Genomic DNA, 15,413 nt, shown 5'->3' with positions numbered 1-15,413 from the left:
TCAGTGGTTTTCCGCCAGCAGATGGCGCGCGGTAATCACCCGCATGATTTCATTGGTGCCTTCCAGGATCTGGTGGACGCGCAGATCACGCACCAGTTTTTCGATGCCGTAATCGGCAAGATAGCCATAGCCGCCATGCAGCTGCAAACATTGATCCACCACTTTGGAGCCTGCTTCGGTGACAAATTTCTTTGCCATCGCGCAGTGTTTGGAGGCATCCGGCGCGCCCTGATCCAGCTTCCAAGCCGCCTGACGCAGGAATACACGGGCCGCCTGCAATTCGATTTCCATATCGGCGAGGCGGAATTGCAGCCCCTGAAACTGGTCGATAGATTTGCCAAAGGCCTTGCGTTCGGACATGTATTTCAGGGTCATGGTCAGCGCCTGCTGCGCAGCCCCGAGCGAGCAGGAGGCGATATTCAGGCGCCCGCCGTCGAGACCCTTCATCGCGTATTTGAAGCCGCTGCCTTCTTCGCCGACCAGGTTATTGGCCGGGATCGTGCAGTCGTCGAACTGGACCTGCGCGGTGGGCTGGCTCTTCCAGCCCATTTTTTCCTCAAGCCCACCAAAGCTGAGGCCCGCCGTGCCATCTTCGACATAGACGGTGGAGATCCCCTTGGGGCCGTCTTCGCCGGTGCGCACCATGCAGACATAGGCGTCAGAGTAGCCGCCACCGGAGATGAATGCCTTGGTGCCGTTGAGGGTGTAGCCCTCGTTGGTCTTGGTGGCGCGGGTTTTGAGGGCGGCGGCATCGGAGCCGGAGCCGGGTTCGGTCAGACAGTAGCTGAGCACGGTCTGCATCGACAGGATGTCGGGCATGATCCGGGCCTTCATCTCGTCGCTGGCAAAGCTGTCGAGCATCTTGGCGCACATATTGTGGATCGACAGGAAGGCGGCAACAGACGGGCAGGCCATCGACAGCGCCTCAAAGACCAATGTGGCATCCAGCCGGGACAGCCCCGCGCCGCCGGTTTCCTCGGAGACATAAAGCGCGCCGAACCCCAGCTCGCCGATCTGCGGCCAGAGCGATTTCGGAATGGTGCCTTCGGCCTCCCACTGGCGGGCGAAGGGGGCGATATGCTCCTGTCCAAAGGCGAAAGCCATATCGAAAATGGCGGTCTGTTCCTCGGTCAATGCGAAATCCACAGCATATCCTCCCTGATGTGAACGCGGCCCGGCCCGGATCTGACCCGCCGGGGTCGTCATGAATTGAACGGTTGTTTATTTTCTAGCGACCCAAGGGCAGCAGGGCAAGCCGCAGCGGTGCAAAGCTGCTGTTGTAGCGGGACACTTCCGTTTGCAAACTCGGACACTTCAAGTTGCAGCAACTCATTTTCATGATTTCCCTGCTTTTTAGGTCAAAACCCGGTGCCCAGCCAGATCCGAGAGCTTCGGCTTCCCCGATCCGGCGCTGCGGTTTTGGGACACTTCCCATTGCAAACTTGAACGTTCGCCGCCCAGACCGTTAAAAAATGGCGGGGCGGCAGAGAGTTTTATGGGGCGTTAAAAGGGTCTTCTAAAGAGCTGGAACCGAGCCGACACAGCGATTGCGGACCCATGTTGGCAGTGACCCAGAAGGCAACAACGCGGACGGAGCGGACGTTCGCAAGATTTGGCCAAACGGTCGTTTGCGGAAACCTTCCCGAAATAGTGTTTCTAGGACTGGTCTTGTACCGCCTTTGCCTGTGTTTTTATGTAGTCCTCGTATCCCGTTAGGTAGGCCTTCCGCTGTGGACAGTCCTCCAACACGGCTAGTTGCAAAGCTGCATATAATGAAAAGCAAATCTGATCGAAATTAATCTGATTAAGCCTTCCTTCCTTGAATGTGTCATTCCTAATATCAAAAATCCTTCTCACCTCATCGCCTACGATCTGGGATCCGAGTTCATCACAAAAGTAGCGACGGCGCTTGTTGCCATTACTTCCACCACCTGAATGGGTGTGGAAGACAGCCTCGAATGCAAGCCACATAAGGATGAAGCGCTCATAGGGATAGCGTTGGGCGAAAGCACTATCGAGCAACGTAGACGCCTCGAGCGGTACGGGCCGCAGCTTCGCTTCCTCTATAGGCGGATTATCGAATACGTTGAGGTTTTGGTTGTCGAATACCGAAGCGAAGCCAACGTCAGAAATGTCAGAAATACAGGACTCACCCTGCAGACCGATTTCTCCGTGCCTTTCGAGAACAAGGTCGCGGGCAATAGGCGCACCAAACATCACGCGTAAGGCATTAGCCACGAGGATGCGCTGAACATGCTCAGCGTCGCGCTCATCAGAGCTTTGATAGCTGAAAGTCAACTTTAGAAAAATCGACCCGACCGGGATTGGGACGCCATGAGCATGTGAAATGCATTGTCCTGTTGGATCGTAATAGGTGGACCAACGCACTCTGGTGGCGTCACCTCCCTGAGGTGATACCAAAGCTAAGTCTATGCCTTGGAAGCCATTGTTTTCTAAAAAGGCTCTGACTCGCGGAATGTCAGCCTGTTGCAGTGAAGAACTCCATAGCGTTTCCGCGAAAAATGATGGCTGCATGAGCTAGTCTTTCCTTTTCAGAGCGGTGGCCAATAACGGTTTCGTACTCCGTACATCGGTCATTTGTCACTCACTACAGACCTGTGCTTCGGGCACAGTAAGAACAGTAAGAATTGGCATTTTCCAACTTCCATGAGCCAGTTCAAAACCCAAGCAGTTGTTGAAGGTCGCTGGCTGATTCGCAACAGCGGACATTCATGGCTTGCACAGCATCGGTCAGTTTGGGCTCGTTTCTGCCGTTCGCAACAAACTGGTTCAAAGGCCGGTTTGAAGTTCTTGCTGGGGTAGGGGGAGCCCCGGCCTAAGCCGGAACCTCCTTTTCAACTTGTGGCAGGGCATCGGGGTATTCTTTTGCTAAGGGCTCGATCTGCCTGCGCATTTTCCGGTCCAAGGGCATCAGGTATTTGTGCCGTTTGAGGTGAACTCGGGGGAGTTGTTCGAACCCAAGCGATTTGGCGTATTCGGCGTAAGTCATGCCAAGGCGCTTGATGCGCAGGCTCATGGTGCGGCCATGGACCAGCTTGTCGCCATCTTTGAAGGCGTGCGACGCAACGCAGTCCTCATAGATCCAGTTGCCAGCCTGATAAATGCCGCCATGATGGCCCTCCTCAAGGGCGGCGTAGGAAATCACCAGGCGCAGGCCGGGATTCAGCGCCTTCAACATGGCCAGGGCTTCGCTGATGATCTGGGTCACCGGGGCCTTGTGATTGTCCAACGCTACCCGCGTCAACTCGCAGACCTCGACCTGTTCCAGACCGTAGGGGGTGCCAATGCGCGGGGTTGCGCCGCGTGAGAAGACAACAGCGCCGATGAAACGCCCGGCTTCAAAGACGCCGACTTTCACGGTTTTGCCGGTTGGCATGGTCTTGGTGTAGTGCCAGGTTTTGCATGCCCAGAGGGCGTCATGATAGCCAATCCAGGCCAAGGCAAGCGGGTGTTTGGCCGTGTCTGATTTCCCTAACCGGTCAAGCTGAGGCTGTGACGCGGCCGTCAGAGGCAGCACAAGGCGTGCCTTTTCCGTGGGACTATGTCGGGAGGTGATCCAGTTGCGAAACTTGGGCATTTTGCCCTTCCTTTCCATCGCGCTCGCTGTTCTGGCGCTTAGGTGAAGGGCTCTGCGGCCTCAGGTTATTATGTGCCTTGCATCTTGGGCACTTGATGGCGAGCGTGCCGCTAAGGGCGCCAGGCTCAATTTTGAATAACAATCTGCGGCATTCACCGCAGCGTTGGTCTTGCAGCTCCAAGTGGAATCACTCCAAAGAGGCCGTGTCCTCGCGAGGGCAGGGGGCGGCCATAAGATTGAGCTGGTCGGCGGGGGCAAGTGTGAGAGCTGGACCCCGTGCAAAAGGATGCGTTAGCGCCCTTTTGCCTCCCGGTTTCATGCGGGAATACGTAGTGCCCATTTCCAGAACCGGCGGGCGCGCATGGCGCCGTAGGCGGCCCAGGTGCGCAGGGCGGGGGCGTGTTCGCTCAGTGCTGCCTCAAACCACTGGCTGTCGGCAAAGGCCACGCGGTAGCCTTCTTCCAGCAGTGTGTCGTGGATGACCGCGGATTTCAGGAAATAGGGATCGTCAGGCGAGAACAGCCAATGCAGCCAGGCGGGGACCGAGCTTTCAAACTCCCGGCCTGCCGGGATGGTCAGGAGCCAGCCGCTGTCTTTCTTGCCAATGCTCCAGGTCAGATCGCGCGTGGTGACATAGCTGCGCGTGCCGCCCCGGCGATACCATTCGGTGTCCAGGTTTACGTTCATGTCTTGGCCTTCTCGTTGTCGCGTTCTGCTTTGAAACTGGTTGTGAGTGTGGCGTTGAGGCGGTGGGTGACGCTGGTGATCAACCATTCGCCTTCCAGTTCGGGCTTGATGCCGGTCAGGTTCACCTTGGCCTCTGCCATTAGATCCCCCCAGAAGCCCCCGAGCTGAACATTGACCGAGCCGCTGGCGCGGGCGGCGCGGGATAGGGCGGCGTCAGCGGCGCGCTGTGCTTCGGCCTCGTTCGGGTAGCGGTGGCGCAATTTCAACTTGGGGTCTTTGTCTCCGGCCTTGCAGGTGCGGATTTCAGCGCTTCCAAGGTTGGTCCATTCCACGATGACGCAGCCGTATTTGCCGCGCCCTTTCAGTTGCCAGTCGCAAGAGGCCATTTGCGCGCGGTTCACTTCAAAGACCGGCAGGGCAGAGCCATCTGCGGCCTTGTTCTCCCCGCGTTTGGCAACCACCAGGGCGCCGCCCGCCGGTTTGGCAACGGCGTCCAGATCCTTGGCCAGACGGGTCAGGAAGTTGAGGTCGCTTTCGGTGGTTTGCGCAAGATACGCATAGCGGTGGGCTTTCAGGCTGTCGCTGATCACCGGTTTCAGCCCATGTTCGCCCGCAATCTTGGTGACGATGTCGGCAAGAGAGACGTTGTGCCAGGACCGCGATTTGCGCGCCCGGATACCGCTCAGCATATCTGCCGCCTTGGCACCAATGGTCATGGTGTCTGGCGCAAGACTGCCGCTCAGCTCATCAACCACAAAGCGCCCGATTTCCACCAGATCCCCGGTGAAACCAAGCGAGATTTGCAACGCGGCGCCGGTTTCAGGCAGGGCGATGGCATAGTCGCGGTCGTCCACCGTGATCTCTGCGCGGTCGGATTTGCTGCCCGCCTCATCAATGACGGTCAAGCCGATCAGCCGGTCGGCAAAATTGCCGGTGACGTCCTCACCATCGGCGATAATCTGATAGGCGACTTTCATGACGTGCCCCAGAGACGCAGCGGCTTGCGGACGGTGGCCGGGGCCGGATCGGGCAGGTTGATCAGCACCCCCTTGGGGAGGATGGGGCCAAGCCGCGCCAGCCCCGGATTTGCCTCATAAACGGCAACGGTCATGTCCTCGTGGCCATAGTGATCCTTGCAGATCTCGTCGATCATATCGCCCTCGCTGGTGCGGTAGGTCTGCATCACAGCCCCCCGAGGAATGAGGACAGGACGCCGTTGTCCTGGCCATAGGCTTGCAAGGTCAGCGAGAACTCAATTTTGCGCGGGGCACCATCGGCCAGAAAGACGCTTTTGCGTTCCTCAACATGGGTGATCACCCAGCGGTCCCAGACCCAGCCGAGGCCATCGACCATCATCATCGGTTTGGCCACCTTGGCCTGCAACCGCATCATTTCAACCTGCCGTAAACCGCCTTTGAAATGGGGATAAATCACCCCTTCAAGCCGCAGTTCCTCGGCGTCTGGTCCGGTGAACTGAAGGGCCGGGGCACGTCCGATCCGATTCACCTTTTCCCAGCGGTAGGCGGCGGTGCGGGCAAACTGCTGGTAGGAACCCCCGCCCATACCAAAGCGAAAGCCGCCAAGGGCCATCATGACCATACTCAACATCAGTAATCCAACCCATCATGCAGGTCGGCGCGGCGGGCGCTTTCCTGTCGGTTCAGCTCTTGCATCACCATCCGCGCAATTGCGGCCTCATCGGTGCCCTGCGGCGGTGCGATGGTGATGTTGATCGTGTCGCCCTGGCGGGTGATCTGCGGTGCGGCGGCTTGCGCCGACAGGGCCGGGCGCGGGTCAATCTGGCGCTGGATTTCTGCGGGGCCTGCGACGGCGGCCGCCGGGATCGACAGCGAGGTCGCCGCCATTGCCGCCTTCAGAACCCGCGTGGGCAGGACGCTGCCGGATACGCCAGGCACAAAGATCTCGGCGCTGCGTTCCCCGACCAGATAGGGCATCCCTGCGCGCACCGGGCCGCCTGCGTCTCGCTGCCCGCTCAGGGGATGCGCTTTAGGCGAGCGCTCACGCCCGCTGCCGGTCGCTGCCTTGGCGGTGGGGCTGTCGCCACTGGCCCAGGCTTGCAGATCTGTCAGCCATTGCGGCTTGAGATTGGCCAGTTTGTTGGTGATGAACGTCACCGCCTGGTCCACGATTGAGGCCATGCCGTCCCAGAGTGTTTTCATCAACGTGACGCCGCTGGCAAAGAGAGAGATTTCGCGGAACTTGGCAATGATTTGCTGCGGGACGCCCAACAGCTCCATGACATAGGCCACCAGCCCGATGGCGCCCTCTATCGCAATGGTGAAGGGGTTGAACTCTGCCAGCAGCTTGAACACGCCTTTGATCAGCCCTTCGTCAAAGGCCGCGCGCACCAGTTCGATTTTCTCGGTGACTGCGCCGACGATCTTGTCCCAATTGTCATAGACGACATAGGCAAGTGCGGCGACGGCTGCGATGACCAGGCCAATCGGATTGGCCATGGCCAGAGCGCCAAGGCGGACAAAGGCACCGCTCAGCAGCTTGACCCCGCGCAGCAACAACAACAGCGGACCTTTGCCAACCCACATCAGCAGTTTGCCCGCCGCGAAAATGGGGGCCATGGGCAGCCACCAGATCAGGCGCAACGCGGCAAAGCCCGCATAGAGTGCTGCGGCTGAGGCAATGACCCGGCCTAAGCTGCCGTCCCACTCAAACAGCGAGGCCACCATTTGACCAAGCGCGGCCCCGGCATCGGTGCCCCAGGACGTCCAGGCGTCGCGGCTGGCGTCCAGCGGTCCCAGGAGATTGCTAAACCACTCCCAAAGATCACGCGCGGCCTGGATGATTGCGTCCAGCATTGGCGCGGCAGGACCAAGGGCGGCGCGGAACCCTTCCCAGAATCCGGTAAAGAACGCGCCAAGGCCGGACCAGTTGTTGTAGATCCAGATACCCGCCATCGCGACACCGGCCAGGAGCGCGCCAATGCCGGTGGCCAGAAAGGCCCAACGGATCGCAATCAACGCGCCGCGCACCAGCTTTAACGGGTTCAACAGCGCCAGCAATCCACGCGCCAGAAGTGGCGCCAACATCAGCAAGCCGCTGCCCGCCCGGATGATGTGCAGGAATACCGGCAGAATCGAGAACAGCGACCAGCGCAGGGCAATGGATGCGGCCCGCAGGCTGAACAGGGCGAATGCCGCTTTCATCACGCCGTTGATCAGAGCGGGGTGGGCGGCGGCCCAATCCGTCATCGCAGCCACAATCGGCATCAGCGTGGCCATCAATTCATTCATCTGTGGCAGAACGGCAGTGCCGACGACAACGGCCAGCCCCTTGGCGAACTCCAGAAGGCGCTGGCGCTGCACAAAGGTGGTGGCCGCCTGTCGGCTGTATTCTTCCTCCATCAGCCCTAGCAAGCTGGCGGTGTCGGCGGCGTTGGCAAAGGCGGTCTCCAACATTTCGACATTCGTGATCAGGGGGGTGATCGCGCCCTTGGCTTCCTCACCAAAAAGAATGCCGACCATCGAATTGCGCTGATGAACCGGGATGCTGTCAAACGACTTGATCACCTTCAAGATGGCGCCGGTCGCATCGTCCTGCATGTCTTTGGCGAGCTGTTCCGGGTCCAGGCCGAGGGCCTTGTAGACGGCGCGTTGGCGTTTGGTGACATTGCTGCCACGGGTCAGCGCGTTGGTGAAGTTTTTCAGCCCCGTTGCGGCCACCTCTGGAGCCGCGCCTGCGGCCAGCAATGTGGCGCTAAGCGCGGCGATTTCATCGGCGGCAAGACCGGCGGATTTGGCAACGGTGCCTTGCCGGTTGATCACGGCTAGAATGTCGGCCTCGCTGGTCGCCATGGTATTGCCGAGCAGGTTCACGGTATCGCCCAAGACCATGGCTTCGCTGTGGGTTAGGTTCAGGTTCTGACGCCAACGCGCCAGCGCGGTTCCGGCCTCATCGGCAGTGATGCCAAAGGCGGCGCTCATCTTGGCAGCGTCGGTGGCAAATTCCAGCAACTGGCGACGTTTCTCATCATCGGGCAGGTTTTCATCTACCACGCCCATCCGACCAGCGGCGGCGATGATATCGGTCATGCCTTCGGCGGTGGCGGCCAACCCGCCAGAGGTCACCAATTCGCGGATCTGCGTTTGCAGGATATTCAGCCCATCGGCGTCCTTGAATGACACCACCTTGGACACCTCGGCCAAACGCCGTTCGGCCTGAATGGCGGGTTCGGTCAAGCCAAGCAGGGTGCCGCCCAATGCGGCTAGCCCCAGAACCTCGCCTTGCAGGGCAGAGCGGCGCGCCTTGTTGGCTTCAAGCTGTTGATTGGCCCATTCCACACCACGGCGCCCGGTCTGTTCGGTGACGTGGCCGATCTTGTCCAGCGCCGCAGTCGCCTGCCGCGCCGGGGCCGACACCTGGTCAACCAGTTTCAAGATCAGGGCAATGTTCAGATCGCCTGTGGCCATGCCACCCACTCCAATATCAGCCTATTTCTGCGCGCCGTTCTGGGCCTCGGATCGCTCGCGCGCTTTTTCCCGCCACATGGCCAGCTCCTCGATGCTCATGCTGTCCATCACATCGGGGGGCCAGTGGAACACGAGGGCGATATCCGCCATCGCGTCCTCTACAAATTCGGGCAGTTTTAGGGGGTCGCCTCCAGTTCCAGAAGCTGCCCCTCCAACTGCTCTTTCTTCGCGAAAAAAAGCAGGGTTTTCGTCGCCAGTTCGGTGAAGTCCTCCGGTGCTAACTCAGAGGACAATTGCAGAGGGGACAGCGGCGGCTGGGTAATGCGGGGCAGCAATTTGAACATGGCGTCCACTTCCATCCGCAGGATATCCACCATCGACAAGCCGCGCAGCTCCCCTGGCGAGGGGCGGCGCAGGGTGATTTCGGTGACCTTCTCGCCGTCGATGGTAACGGGCGAGGACAGGGTGACAGCGTTTAGTTTTTGGGTCTGGCTCATGGGTCAGGCTTTCAAAAAAGGTGAGGGCGAGGGCAGGGCGGATGAGCCGCCCTGCGGGGTGTTCAAGGTGTTTCAAATGCTGCTTTAAAGGCCCATTGAGGCGCGAAGGGCCGCCAATTGATCAACGCCACCGATGACGCGCTTGCCCGCGCGCACGTCGATCTCGAACAGTTCTTCGCCATCGTGCAACATGCGGAAATAGTCAGCTTCAAGCGTGAGCTTCATTGGTACGTCAGAACCGGGCTTAAGGTCGGCAAAGTTGGTGACGGCGAACAGACCGCCAACGGTGGCGACATAGGTGTCAGAGGAAAAGTCATCTTCGCCCATCGCGCCGGGGCGCAGTGTCAGCCGCTTGCGAGTGCCAAACATCTTGATCAGCTCCGGCGGCCATTCCGCCAGCGTCAGCTCACAGCGCAAGGCCTCCATGCCCATGTCCTGGGCAACTGTGCCGTCCATGCCGGAACCGCGATGATTGGCAAGCTGGAGTTTCAGTTCCGGCAGCTTGCCTTCGGTGACGCGCCCGCAATAGCTGCGCCCGTCCACGAACGCGCCGAAATTGCGGATTGTGCGGGGGTATTGGATCATTGTTCAGCCTCCTTATGCTGCCTGTTTCACACCGGAAACAAGGTCGTCGTAATAGGCGCCATTGCGGTGGCCCCGGAAAATCAGGTGTTCCAGCGGGGCGGGCGGTTCCAGGTCATAGTCCAGATACAGCTTGCCTGCTTTCAGGGTGGCCTCGGTGTTCAGTTCCGCGTCCATCCAGCAGTTGAAACCCAAGAGGGCACCGCGCTGAACCAAGCCCCGGCCAAAGGCCAGAACGCCATCGCGAATATCCATGATGAGCTGCGCCGACATAGGACGATCCATGGCCCAATCATGGGCTTCGGCGATGCTCTGGGCCACGATATCGGCGGTCCGTACAACCGACAGGAACGCCCACTGTGCATCTGCCGAGGTTGTGCGGTTACCCCAGAGGCGGAACCCATTGTTGCGGATGATCGTGGCGACTTCCGCCTCGTTCATCCGGTTGGCTTCGGTAGCCGCCGAGTTGATGTGGAAACCGACCGGGCGGGCGGTGCCATTGATGCCGCGCACGATCTTGTTTGACGGGGAATGCCAATAGCCGTTTACAACGTCATTCTTGGCGATCAACCCGGCAACATAGCCGGAGGCTGGGCGGGTCACATTGCTGGCGCTGTCGGTGTCAAACGCGGTCACCGCTGGGTCGATGATGAACAGACGGTCGGATCCGTAATTCTGCCGATCCAACTTCCCGTCTTCTTCGGTGGTGTTGGGGCCGTCCTTCAGCACCACGGCGCGGGTCTTTTCCGCCAGGGTAATGAGATTGGACACAACCGGATTGACGCCCTCACCGGGCAGGCCAGAGGTAAAGCCGGGCGCCGCCGTGATCCGGGGGGTCATGTCCAAAACACTGCGCGCGTGTTCCAGGGCAAAAACCCCGGTTCCAGTGGTCGGATCGCCAACCACATTGGCCTTGGTTGCAGCCGCGTTTTCCCCCTCTGGTGCGGCCACCACGACCACCTCGGTTGCGCCGTTCTGATAGGCAGCCAGATAGGCATCGCGCAGGGTGCCGCCGACGCCCAGCTCATTGGCGTGGCGGGGGCCTTTCAGGTGAACCGGCTTGTTACGGGGAAAGCCGAGGGGCGCATCGGGCGCGGTGCCGACAAGCCCGATTACCGAGCTTTTGGCCGAGCGGATCGGGCGGAGGCCGTCGTCAATGCGAACGACTTCGACCCCGTGAAGAAACATTTCAGGCATTGTGAGCCTCCTTTGGTTGGGTTCGGGAAAATGGGCCATGTGTCAGCTCTCGACGGGCCAGGCGGCCAGCATGGCGGCCTTGTGTTCGGCGGTGGCGTAGCCTTCGGCGATCAGGCCGTCCAAGAAGATGCCGACGACAGCGTGTTCGCGGCGGATGCTCTGGGGCACATCGGTTTCCCATTTCATCCAAAGCAACCGCATGGCCGGGCTTGGATCCTCGCGCATGGCCAGCTCGCCCGCGTCATCCATGCCGGTGATGTGCCGGAACAGGGTCATGGCTTCCAGCTTGGTCAGGGGGCGGTAGACCGGATCGCGGGGCGGCAGCGGTTCGACCGTCCAGCTGCCATCCTGCCAGTCCAGCCGCTCGGTGGCCGGATCATAGGCGGGTTTTGCCGGGGCCAGCGCATATCCCGCAGCCGTCAGATCCGCTTCGGCATAGGGGGCAGTCCGCCAGCGGCCATTGGGCAGGCGCAGTTTTTGAGGAAGAGACGCGGGACGCGCGCCATTCAGCGTGTATTGGCTCACAATGGCCTCCTTAATATTGCTCGGTGAGGTAGCCCCGGTTCTCAACCAGCCAGAGCGTTCGGTCAGGGGCATAGGCGAATTGTTCGCTGCTGGAGTTATGCGGATCCGGGCGCTGCCCCTGATAGGTCAGCGTGTCCAAATCGCCATTGGTGCCATATCTCAGGGTCTGAACCCCGTAACCAAGACCGACGTCTGACGAATTGAAACAGCACAGCTCATCGTCCGCTGGCATAAAAATTCCGGCACCGCCGTTGTTCTTTATCTCGCTGGGCACAAGCACGCTTTGATCGGGGGTCGCGGTGTCAATGCCGGAGAAATCCCAGGGCGTGGCGGCGTTCCACTTGTCGAGATAGCTGACGTAATCCGGTGATCCGGTCTCTTGGCGAAAACGCAGCAAGTAGCTGCCGTCGCGGGCAAAACAGGCATAACTGCTGGCATGTGAAATCGGATTTCCCACGGACCAGTCCAACACCATCGTATTGACGTCCCAAGGGGTGGTCAGCCGGTAAACGCTGATCGCGGAGGCAGATCCGAAAAATGCAAAATGAGATCCATCAGCAGCGGCCACCATCATTCGGTTTCCGGGCGAGACTTGCCCATGGCTCACAACCGAATTGGCAGGATCCGAAAGATCCTCCCAATTTCGGATATCATAGACGATGAGGGCACCGCCGGTATCCTCCGATGACACGATCAATTTGCCGCCTCCGGAGGCGTCTGGGACGACACAGATGCCCTTCAGGATGCTGAGGCTTGGGCTACCAACAATGCCCGAAAGAGACAGCTGTCGCCGAAAGAGGCCGGTCGCCGCACCTATGCTACCGCCGCCCCCAGCTTTACCTGCGCTGCCCAGCGACAGCAGTGGGCTGCTCAGCGCGCCGTCATGTCCGACGACGCGTCTCATGCGGGCACCGGGCGATCATGGTAGCTGACCCAGACATCAAGCGCTGCATCGTCGCTGGCAACAAAGCGCAGCACGTCACCGGCCAAGAGTGTGCCGGGGCCGACCATACTGGCGCGGGCGTCGCCATCGGAGATGGTCTGGGCGGGCGTCACCTTATAGGTCTCGCCGCCTGCGTCGATTTCGCAGGTCAGGATCACGCCGGATGCCGCGTCATTGCTGGTCTGGATGGTGGCAATATGGCGGGTGTGATCCGCCGGGACCGGTGGCATGGCGACACCGGCCTGCGTGACATGCGCCAGAAAACGGTTTGGGATAATGCTCATGGGTTAGGCTCCTGCGATCATGGCGAGGTGTTCGGTGTCGGACAGGGCGTCAGAGCGCGGCACCCATTGAGCGCTACCGTCTGGGGCGCCTTGCAGCATGGCCCCCGGTGACGGCGCGCCTTCGGGCAACAGGCGGGGGTCCAGTGCGTCCAGGTCTTGTTTGGTGGCGAGGGTCAGCAGTTCATTGATCTGGGCCGTGACATTCTGGGCCTGGCCAATCACGGTGATCAGATCAAAGGTCTGTTCAATGACGGTTGCGCCGCCTTCAGCGGGCATAAAATCCGGCGTATCGGCGGCATGGGTGTAGCCATAAAGCTGTTCATCACCTGTCGCCGGATCGCGGGCAAACACGCCCAGCTCGCGGATATAGAACCCCTCGGCCAGCCCTTGGTTGGTGACAAAGGCGCGGATGCGCGATGTACCATCGCCCAGAACCTCCATTGACTGGATGCCAAGCGATAGCCGTTCATTGACCAGGGCATTCAGTGGCTTGATCTCTGCCGGTTCTGCGCCGTCGCCCAGGGCAACGCGGGTGAACTCCAGGGGCTGGCCGATCTGGGCCTTGGCTTGCAGGTTGTCGCCTGCGGCGGTGGTGACTGTGCCGGAAAAATTCGCCATCAGATTGACCTCGGTTGAATGGTGGTTTTGGCGGTGATGTGGGCGGCTGTGCCGCGCATGAGCCGGGCAGGTGCGACGGCAATGCTGGGTCGTGCCGGGCGGATCTCGGTGCGCTTGACCTGGTGCAGTGCGGCACCGATGGTCCGGCGGGTCGGCGCGACCTTCACGTCAAAACGGATACCGACACGCAGATGCGTCCCGCTGTGCAAGGCGGTAGCTTTGTAGAACGTCGTCACAGCGGATCGGATGACGCGGATTGCGCTCAGGCGTGACCGCACGGGTTTCACGCTCTCAACAACACGGATCAGCTCCGCATAGCTGGCGGCTTGCAGCCCCTGATTGGGGGCAAGGGACAGCGCGAAGGTATGGGGCGCAACGCGCGCGTCATTGCGCGGCTCAGCAATGCTGATTTGACCGACGATACCCTCCAAAACGCGACGCAGTGCCGTGACCGTGCCTTTGCGACGGTGAACCTCGAGCGCGGCCTTGATCACCCGGCGTTTGGTCGCCTCGTCCCAGGACGGTTCCCAGACATCCACGGAGAACGCCCAGGCCAACCAGCCCAGCAAATCGGCGGGGCAGCTATCAGGGTTCATCAGCGTGGCAACGGGTGACAGATCCGGGCGTGTGCTTTGGATCAGCCGTTCCAAGGACCGCTCCAGCGATGTGCTGTTTGGTGGCAGGATGGACGGTTGATCAGACATGCTGCCCCCCAACGGTCAGGGCCACGCCTTCGGGCGCGCAATAGGCCGCTTGCCAGTCTCCGACCTCGATGTCGGCGGCAGGGTTGATGAGATTTACACGCTGCACACCTTCGACAAACAGCGCGGCATAGATTGCGCCGCGTGTGACGTCGTGGCCAAGCCGGTGACTGCGGTTGATATAGTCGGCCAGTGAGGCTTGCGCGGTGGCCAAAACCAAGGCGCGATCGGGGCCGTCCTTCAGGGTCAATTCCGCGGTGATCTCATAGGGTAGAATACCGGCGCTGCGCGGGCGTGGGTTGTCGGTGATCGGTCGGACGTCTTCGGCGTTCACAGAGGTTTCAACGGCGCTTAAAACCTCGTTTGAAGCGCTGCCGTCACCGGTTTGGCTCAAGACAGTAATGGCCACGTCACCCGGCATCGGGTCCACCAGACCGGCATCATCCAGAACGCCAAGCACCAGGGCACCGGCGGGCAACTGCGCGGCCAGCTCGGGCGTGATTTGCAAACGCGTAAAGGCGGGCGCTGCCACGTCCACGTCTTTGATGCCGCCCGCTGCTGACAGTGCCCAGTAGATGTAGGAGCCGCGCGGCCCGGCGGTGCTGCGACCTTCCATGGATAGTTGGATGCGGTGGCGGAATGCGTCGTCGCTTTCCTTCAGCTCAGGGATCGGTGGAATGGGGCTGTCGTCGGCCTCTTGAATGGTCAGGCGTTCAACGCCCCAGAACACACCGAGGTGATCCAGTGTTGCACCGGTGGAAAGCGCCAGCAGCAGGCCGCGCGCATCGTCGTTAAACTCCAAACGATCCAGCAGGCGGTAGTAGGCAAAGACGCGGATCAGTTTTGTGACCGGCTCGCTTTCAAGCTGAAGGAACGGCGCCAGCTCCGGCTCCAGGCGGACCGCCTCTGCCTTCATATCGGCAAACAATGCGTCAAAGCCGACCGAGCGCAGGATTTCCGGCGCGGGAAGCTTGCTGTGGTCGATGGCGGTAAAGCCGCTCATTGGCTGGCCTCCGGTGACAGATCCACGGGCAAGGGCAACAGGTTGCCGTCGGGGTCGCTCAATTCCAGAACCGCATAGCCGGGGCGCGCCTCGGTGACCTGCACCCGCGCAAGCGTGATGCGCGGCTCCCAGAGAGCCAGCGCCTCGGCGGTGGCCTGGTAGACGTCAATGAGGGTGTCCCCGTTCAAGGGCTGGTCGATGATAAAGGGCAGGTCTGAGCCATAGTCCCGCAGCATCACCGTTGACCCCTTTGGGGTGGTCAGGATGTCGTGGATCGACTGGGCAAGATGCCCGTCGCCCTGCAACGCCCGCCCGCTATGTCGGTTCATACCG

Annotated in this window: 20 protein-coding genes; all 20 read right to left on the bottom strand. The window is 60.5% G+C overall.

The features are described 5' to 3' along the window. The gene (locus VWY75_RS18260) at positions 1 to 1,146 is read right to left on the bottom strand and encodes an acyl-CoA dehydrogenase family protein (protein WP_416538868.1); all 1,146 of its coding nucleotides are present in this window, start codon (positions 1,144 to 1,146) and stop codon (positions 1 to 3) included. A 510-nt stretch (positions 1,147 to 1,656) separates the two neighbouring features. Further along, positions 1,657 to 2,535 (bottom strand): hypothetical protein, encoded by an 879-nt coding sequence (locus tag VWY75_RS18255; RefSeq protein WP_416538867.1) that lies wholly within the window; start codon positions 2,533 to 2,535, stop codon positions 1,657 to 1,659. A gap of 301 nt (positions 2,536 to 2,836) precedes the next feature. Beyond that, entirely contained in the window at positions 2,837 to 3,598 is a 762-nt protein-coding gene (locus VWY75_RS18250) for a hypothetical protein (protein ID WP_416538866.1), read from the bottom strand. Beyond that, entirely contained in the window at positions 3,561 to 3,779 is a 219-nt protein-coding gene (locus VWY75_RS18245; RefSeq protein ID WP_416538865.1) for a Com family DNA-binding transcriptional regulator, read from the bottom strand. The genes VWY75_RS18250 and VWY75_RS18245 overlap by 38 nt, the downstream gene beginning before the upstream one ends. A 134-nt stretch (positions 3,780 to 3,913) precedes the next feature. Continuing rightward, a complete protein-coding gene (locus VWY75_RS18240) occupies positions 3,914 to 4,285 on the bottom strand; it encodes a DUF1353 domain-containing protein (RefSeq protein WP_260079469.1) in 372 nt (123 codons plus the stop codon). Further along, on the bottom strand, positions 4,282 to 5,262 hold the full coding sequence (locus VWY75_RS18235; RefSeq protein ID WP_416538864.1) for a phage late control D family protein: 981 nt from the start codon (positions 5,260 to 5,262) through the stop codon (positions 4,282 to 4,284). The genes VWY75_RS18240 and VWY75_RS18235 overlap by 4 nt, the downstream gene beginning before the upstream one ends. Next, on the bottom strand, positions 5,259 to 5,468 hold the full coding sequence (locus VWY75_RS18230; protein WP_416538863.1) for a tail protein X: 210 nt from the start codon (positions 5,466 to 5,468) through the stop codon (positions 5,259 to 5,261). Before VWY75_RS18230 ends, VWY75_RS18235 begins: the two co-directional genes overlap by 4 nt. Continuing rightward, positions 5,468 to 5,893, bottom strand: a complete 426-nt coding sequence (locus VWY75_RS18225) for a phage tail protein (protein ID WP_416538862.1) — start codon at positions 5,891 to 5,893, stop codon at positions 5,468 to 5,470. Before VWY75_RS18225 ends, VWY75_RS18230 begins: the two co-directional genes overlap by 1 nt. Then, positions 5,893 to 8,730, bottom strand: coding sequence for a phage tail tape measure protein (locus VWY75_RS18220; RefSeq protein ID WP_416538861.1), 2,838 nt, complete (start codon positions 8,728 to 8,730; stop codon positions 5,893 to 5,895). The genes VWY75_RS18225 and VWY75_RS18220 overlap by 1 nt, the downstream gene beginning before the upstream one ends. A 21-nt stretch (positions 8,731 to 8,751) precedes the next feature. Next, positions 8,752 to 8,880 (bottom strand): GpE family phage tail protein, encoded by a 129-nt coding sequence (locus tag VWY75_RS18215; protein WP_260079512.1) that lies wholly within the window; start codon positions 8,878 to 8,880, stop codon positions 8,752 to 8,754. A 26-nt stretch (positions 8,881 to 8,906) separates the two neighbouring features. Then, complete coding sequence (locus VWY75_RS18210; RefSeq protein ID WP_260079511.1) at positions 8,907 to 9,227, bottom strand: phage tail assembly protein; 321 nt, start codon at positions 9,225 to 9,227, stop codon at positions 8,907 to 8,909. 84 nt (positions 9,228 to 9,311) lie between these two features. After that, the gene (locus VWY75_RS18205) at positions 9,312 to 9,812 is read right to left on the bottom strand and encodes a phage major tail tube protein (protein ID WP_260079510.1); all 501 of its coding nucleotides are present in this window, start codon (positions 9,810 to 9,812) and stop codon (positions 9,312 to 9,314) included. A gap of 12 nt (positions 9,813 to 9,824) precedes the next feature. Further along, positions 9,825 to 11,006 (bottom strand): phage tail sheath C-terminal domain-containing protein, encoded by a 1,182-nt coding sequence (locus VWY75_RS18200; protein WP_416538860.1) that lies wholly within the window; start codon positions 11,004 to 11,006, stop codon positions 9,825 to 9,827. 42 nt (positions 11,007 to 11,048) lie between these two features. Then, on the bottom strand, positions 11,049 to 11,531 hold the full coding sequence (locus VWY75_RS18195; protein ID WP_416538859.1) for a hypothetical protein: 483 nt from the start codon (positions 11,529 to 11,531) through the stop codon (positions 11,049 to 11,051). A gap of 10 nt (positions 11,532 to 11,541) precedes the next feature. Next, positions 11,542 to 12,435: a hypothetical protein gene (locus VWY75_RS18190; protein WP_416538858.1), complete on the bottom strand. Its 894-nt coding sequence runs from the start codon at positions 12,433 to 12,435 to the stop codon at positions 11,542 to 11,544. Further along, on the bottom strand, positions 12,432 to 12,758 hold the full coding sequence (locus tag VWY75_RS18185; RefSeq protein ID WP_416538857.1) for a hypothetical protein: 327 nt from the start codon (positions 12,756 to 12,758) through the stop codon (positions 12,432 to 12,434). Before VWY75_RS18185 ends, VWY75_RS18190 begins: the two co-directional genes overlap by 4 nt. Positions 12,759 to 12,761: 3 nt before the next feature. Beyond that, positions 12,762 to 13,376: a phage tail protein gene (locus tag VWY75_RS18180; protein ID WP_416538856.1), complete on the bottom strand. Its 615-nt coding sequence runs from the start codon at positions 13,374 to 13,376 to the stop codon at positions 12,762 to 12,764. Beyond that, positions 13,376 to 14,080: a phage tail protein I gene (locus tag VWY75_RS18175; protein WP_416538855.1), complete on the bottom strand. Its 705-nt coding sequence runs from the start codon at positions 14,078 to 14,080 to the stop codon at positions 13,376 to 13,378. Before VWY75_RS18175 ends, VWY75_RS18180 begins: the two co-directional genes overlap by 1 nt. After that, entirely contained in the window at positions 14,073 to 15,080 is a 1,008-nt protein-coding gene (locus VWY75_RS18170) for a baseplate assembly protein (RefSeq protein WP_416538854.1), read from the bottom strand. Before VWY75_RS18170 ends, VWY75_RS18175 begins: the two co-directional genes overlap by 8 nt. After that, on the bottom strand, positions 15,077 to 15,409 hold the full coding sequence (locus VWY75_RS18165) for a GPW/gp25 family protein (RefSeq protein WP_244918460.1): 333 nt from the start codon (positions 15,407 to 15,409) through the stop codon (positions 15,077 to 15,079). Before VWY75_RS18165 ends, VWY75_RS18170 begins: the two co-directional genes overlap by 4 nt. Positions 15,410 to 15,413: the final 4 nt, after the last annotated feature.

The organism is Phaeobacter sp. JH20_08 (assembly GCF_048056635.1).
Lineage (GTDB): Bacteria > Pseudomonadota > Alphaproteobacteria > Rhodobacterales > Rhodobacteraceae > Phaeobacter > Phaeobacter bryozoorum.
This window is presented reverse-complemented; position numbering and strand designations above follow the sequence as displayed.

What these genes read in the sequence shown, in the direction of transcription:
- VWY75_RS18210 (WP_260079511.1), bottom strand. Translation starts at nt 9,227, where the DNA reads ATGAGCCAGACCCAAAAACTAAACGCTGTCACCCTGTCCTCGCCCGTT.
- VWY75_RS18190 (WP_416538858.1), bottom strand. Translation starts at nt 12,435, where the DNA reads ATGAGACGCGTCGTCGGACATGACGGCGCGCTGAGCAGCCCACTGCTG.
- VWY75_RS18170 (WP_416538854.1), bottom strand. Translation starts at nt 15,080, where the DNA reads ATGAGCGGCTTTACCGCCATCGACCACAGCAAGCTTCCCGCGCCGGAA.
- VWY75_RS18220 (WP_416538861.1), bottom strand. Translation starts at nt 8,730, where the DNA reads ATGGCCACAGGCGATCTGAACATTGCCCTGATCTTGAAACTGGTTGAC.
- VWY75_RS18205 (WP_260079510.1), bottom strand. Translation starts at nt 9,812, where the DNA reads ATGATCCAATACCCCCGCACAATCCGCAATTTCGGCGCGTTCGTGGAC.
- VWY75_RS18255 (WP_416538867.1), bottom strand. Translation starts at nt 2,535, where the DNA reads ATGCAGCCATCATTTTTCGCGGAAACGCTATGGAGTTCTTCACTGCAA.
- VWY75_RS18230 (WP_416538863.1), bottom strand. Translation starts at nt 5,468, where the DNA reads ATGCAGACCTACCGCACCAGCGAGGGCGATATGATCGACGAGATCTGC.
- VWY75_RS18240 (WP_260079469.1), bottom strand. Translation starts at nt 4,285, where the DNA reads ATGAACGTAAACCTGGACACCGAATGGTATCGCCGGGGCGGCACGCGC.
- VWY75_RS18165 (WP_244918460.1), bottom strand. Translation starts at nt 15,409, where the DNA reads ATGAACCGACATAGCGGGCGGGCGTTGCAGGGCGACGGGCATCTTGCC.
- VWY75_RS18250 (WP_416538866.1), bottom strand. Translation starts at nt 3,598, where the DNA reads ATGCCCAAGTTTCGCAACTGGATCACCTCCCGACATAGTCCCACGGAA.
- VWY75_RS18185 (WP_416538857.1), bottom strand. Translation starts at nt 12,758, where the DNA reads ATGAGCATTATCCCAAACCGTTTTCTGGCGCATGTCACGCAGGCCGGT.
- VWY75_RS18235 (WP_416538864.1), bottom strand. Translation starts at nt 5,262, where the DNA reads ATGAAAGTCGCCTATCAGATTATCGCCGATGGTGAGGACGTCACCGGC.
- VWY75_RS18200 (WP_416538860.1), bottom strand. Translation starts at nt 11,006, where the DNA reads ATGCCTGAAATGTTTCTTCACGGGGTCGAAGTCGTTCGCATTGACGAC.
- VWY75_RS18175 (WP_416538855.1), bottom strand. Translation starts at nt 14,080, where the DNA reads ATGTCTGATCAACCGTCCATCCTGCCACCAAACAGCACATCGCTGGAG.
- VWY75_RS18225 (WP_416538862.1), bottom strand. Translation starts at nt 5,893, where the DNA reads ATGTTGAGTATGGTCATGATGGCCCTTGGCGGCTTTCGCTTTGGTATG.
- VWY75_RS18180 (WP_416538856.1), bottom strand. Translation starts at nt 13,376, where the DNA reads ATGGCGAATTTTTCCGGCACAGTCACCACCGCCGCAGGCGACAACCTG.
- VWY75_RS18215 (WP_260079512.1), bottom strand. Translation starts at nt 8,880, where the DNA reads ATGGCGGATATCGCCCTCGTGTTCCACTGGCCCCCCGATGTGATGGAC.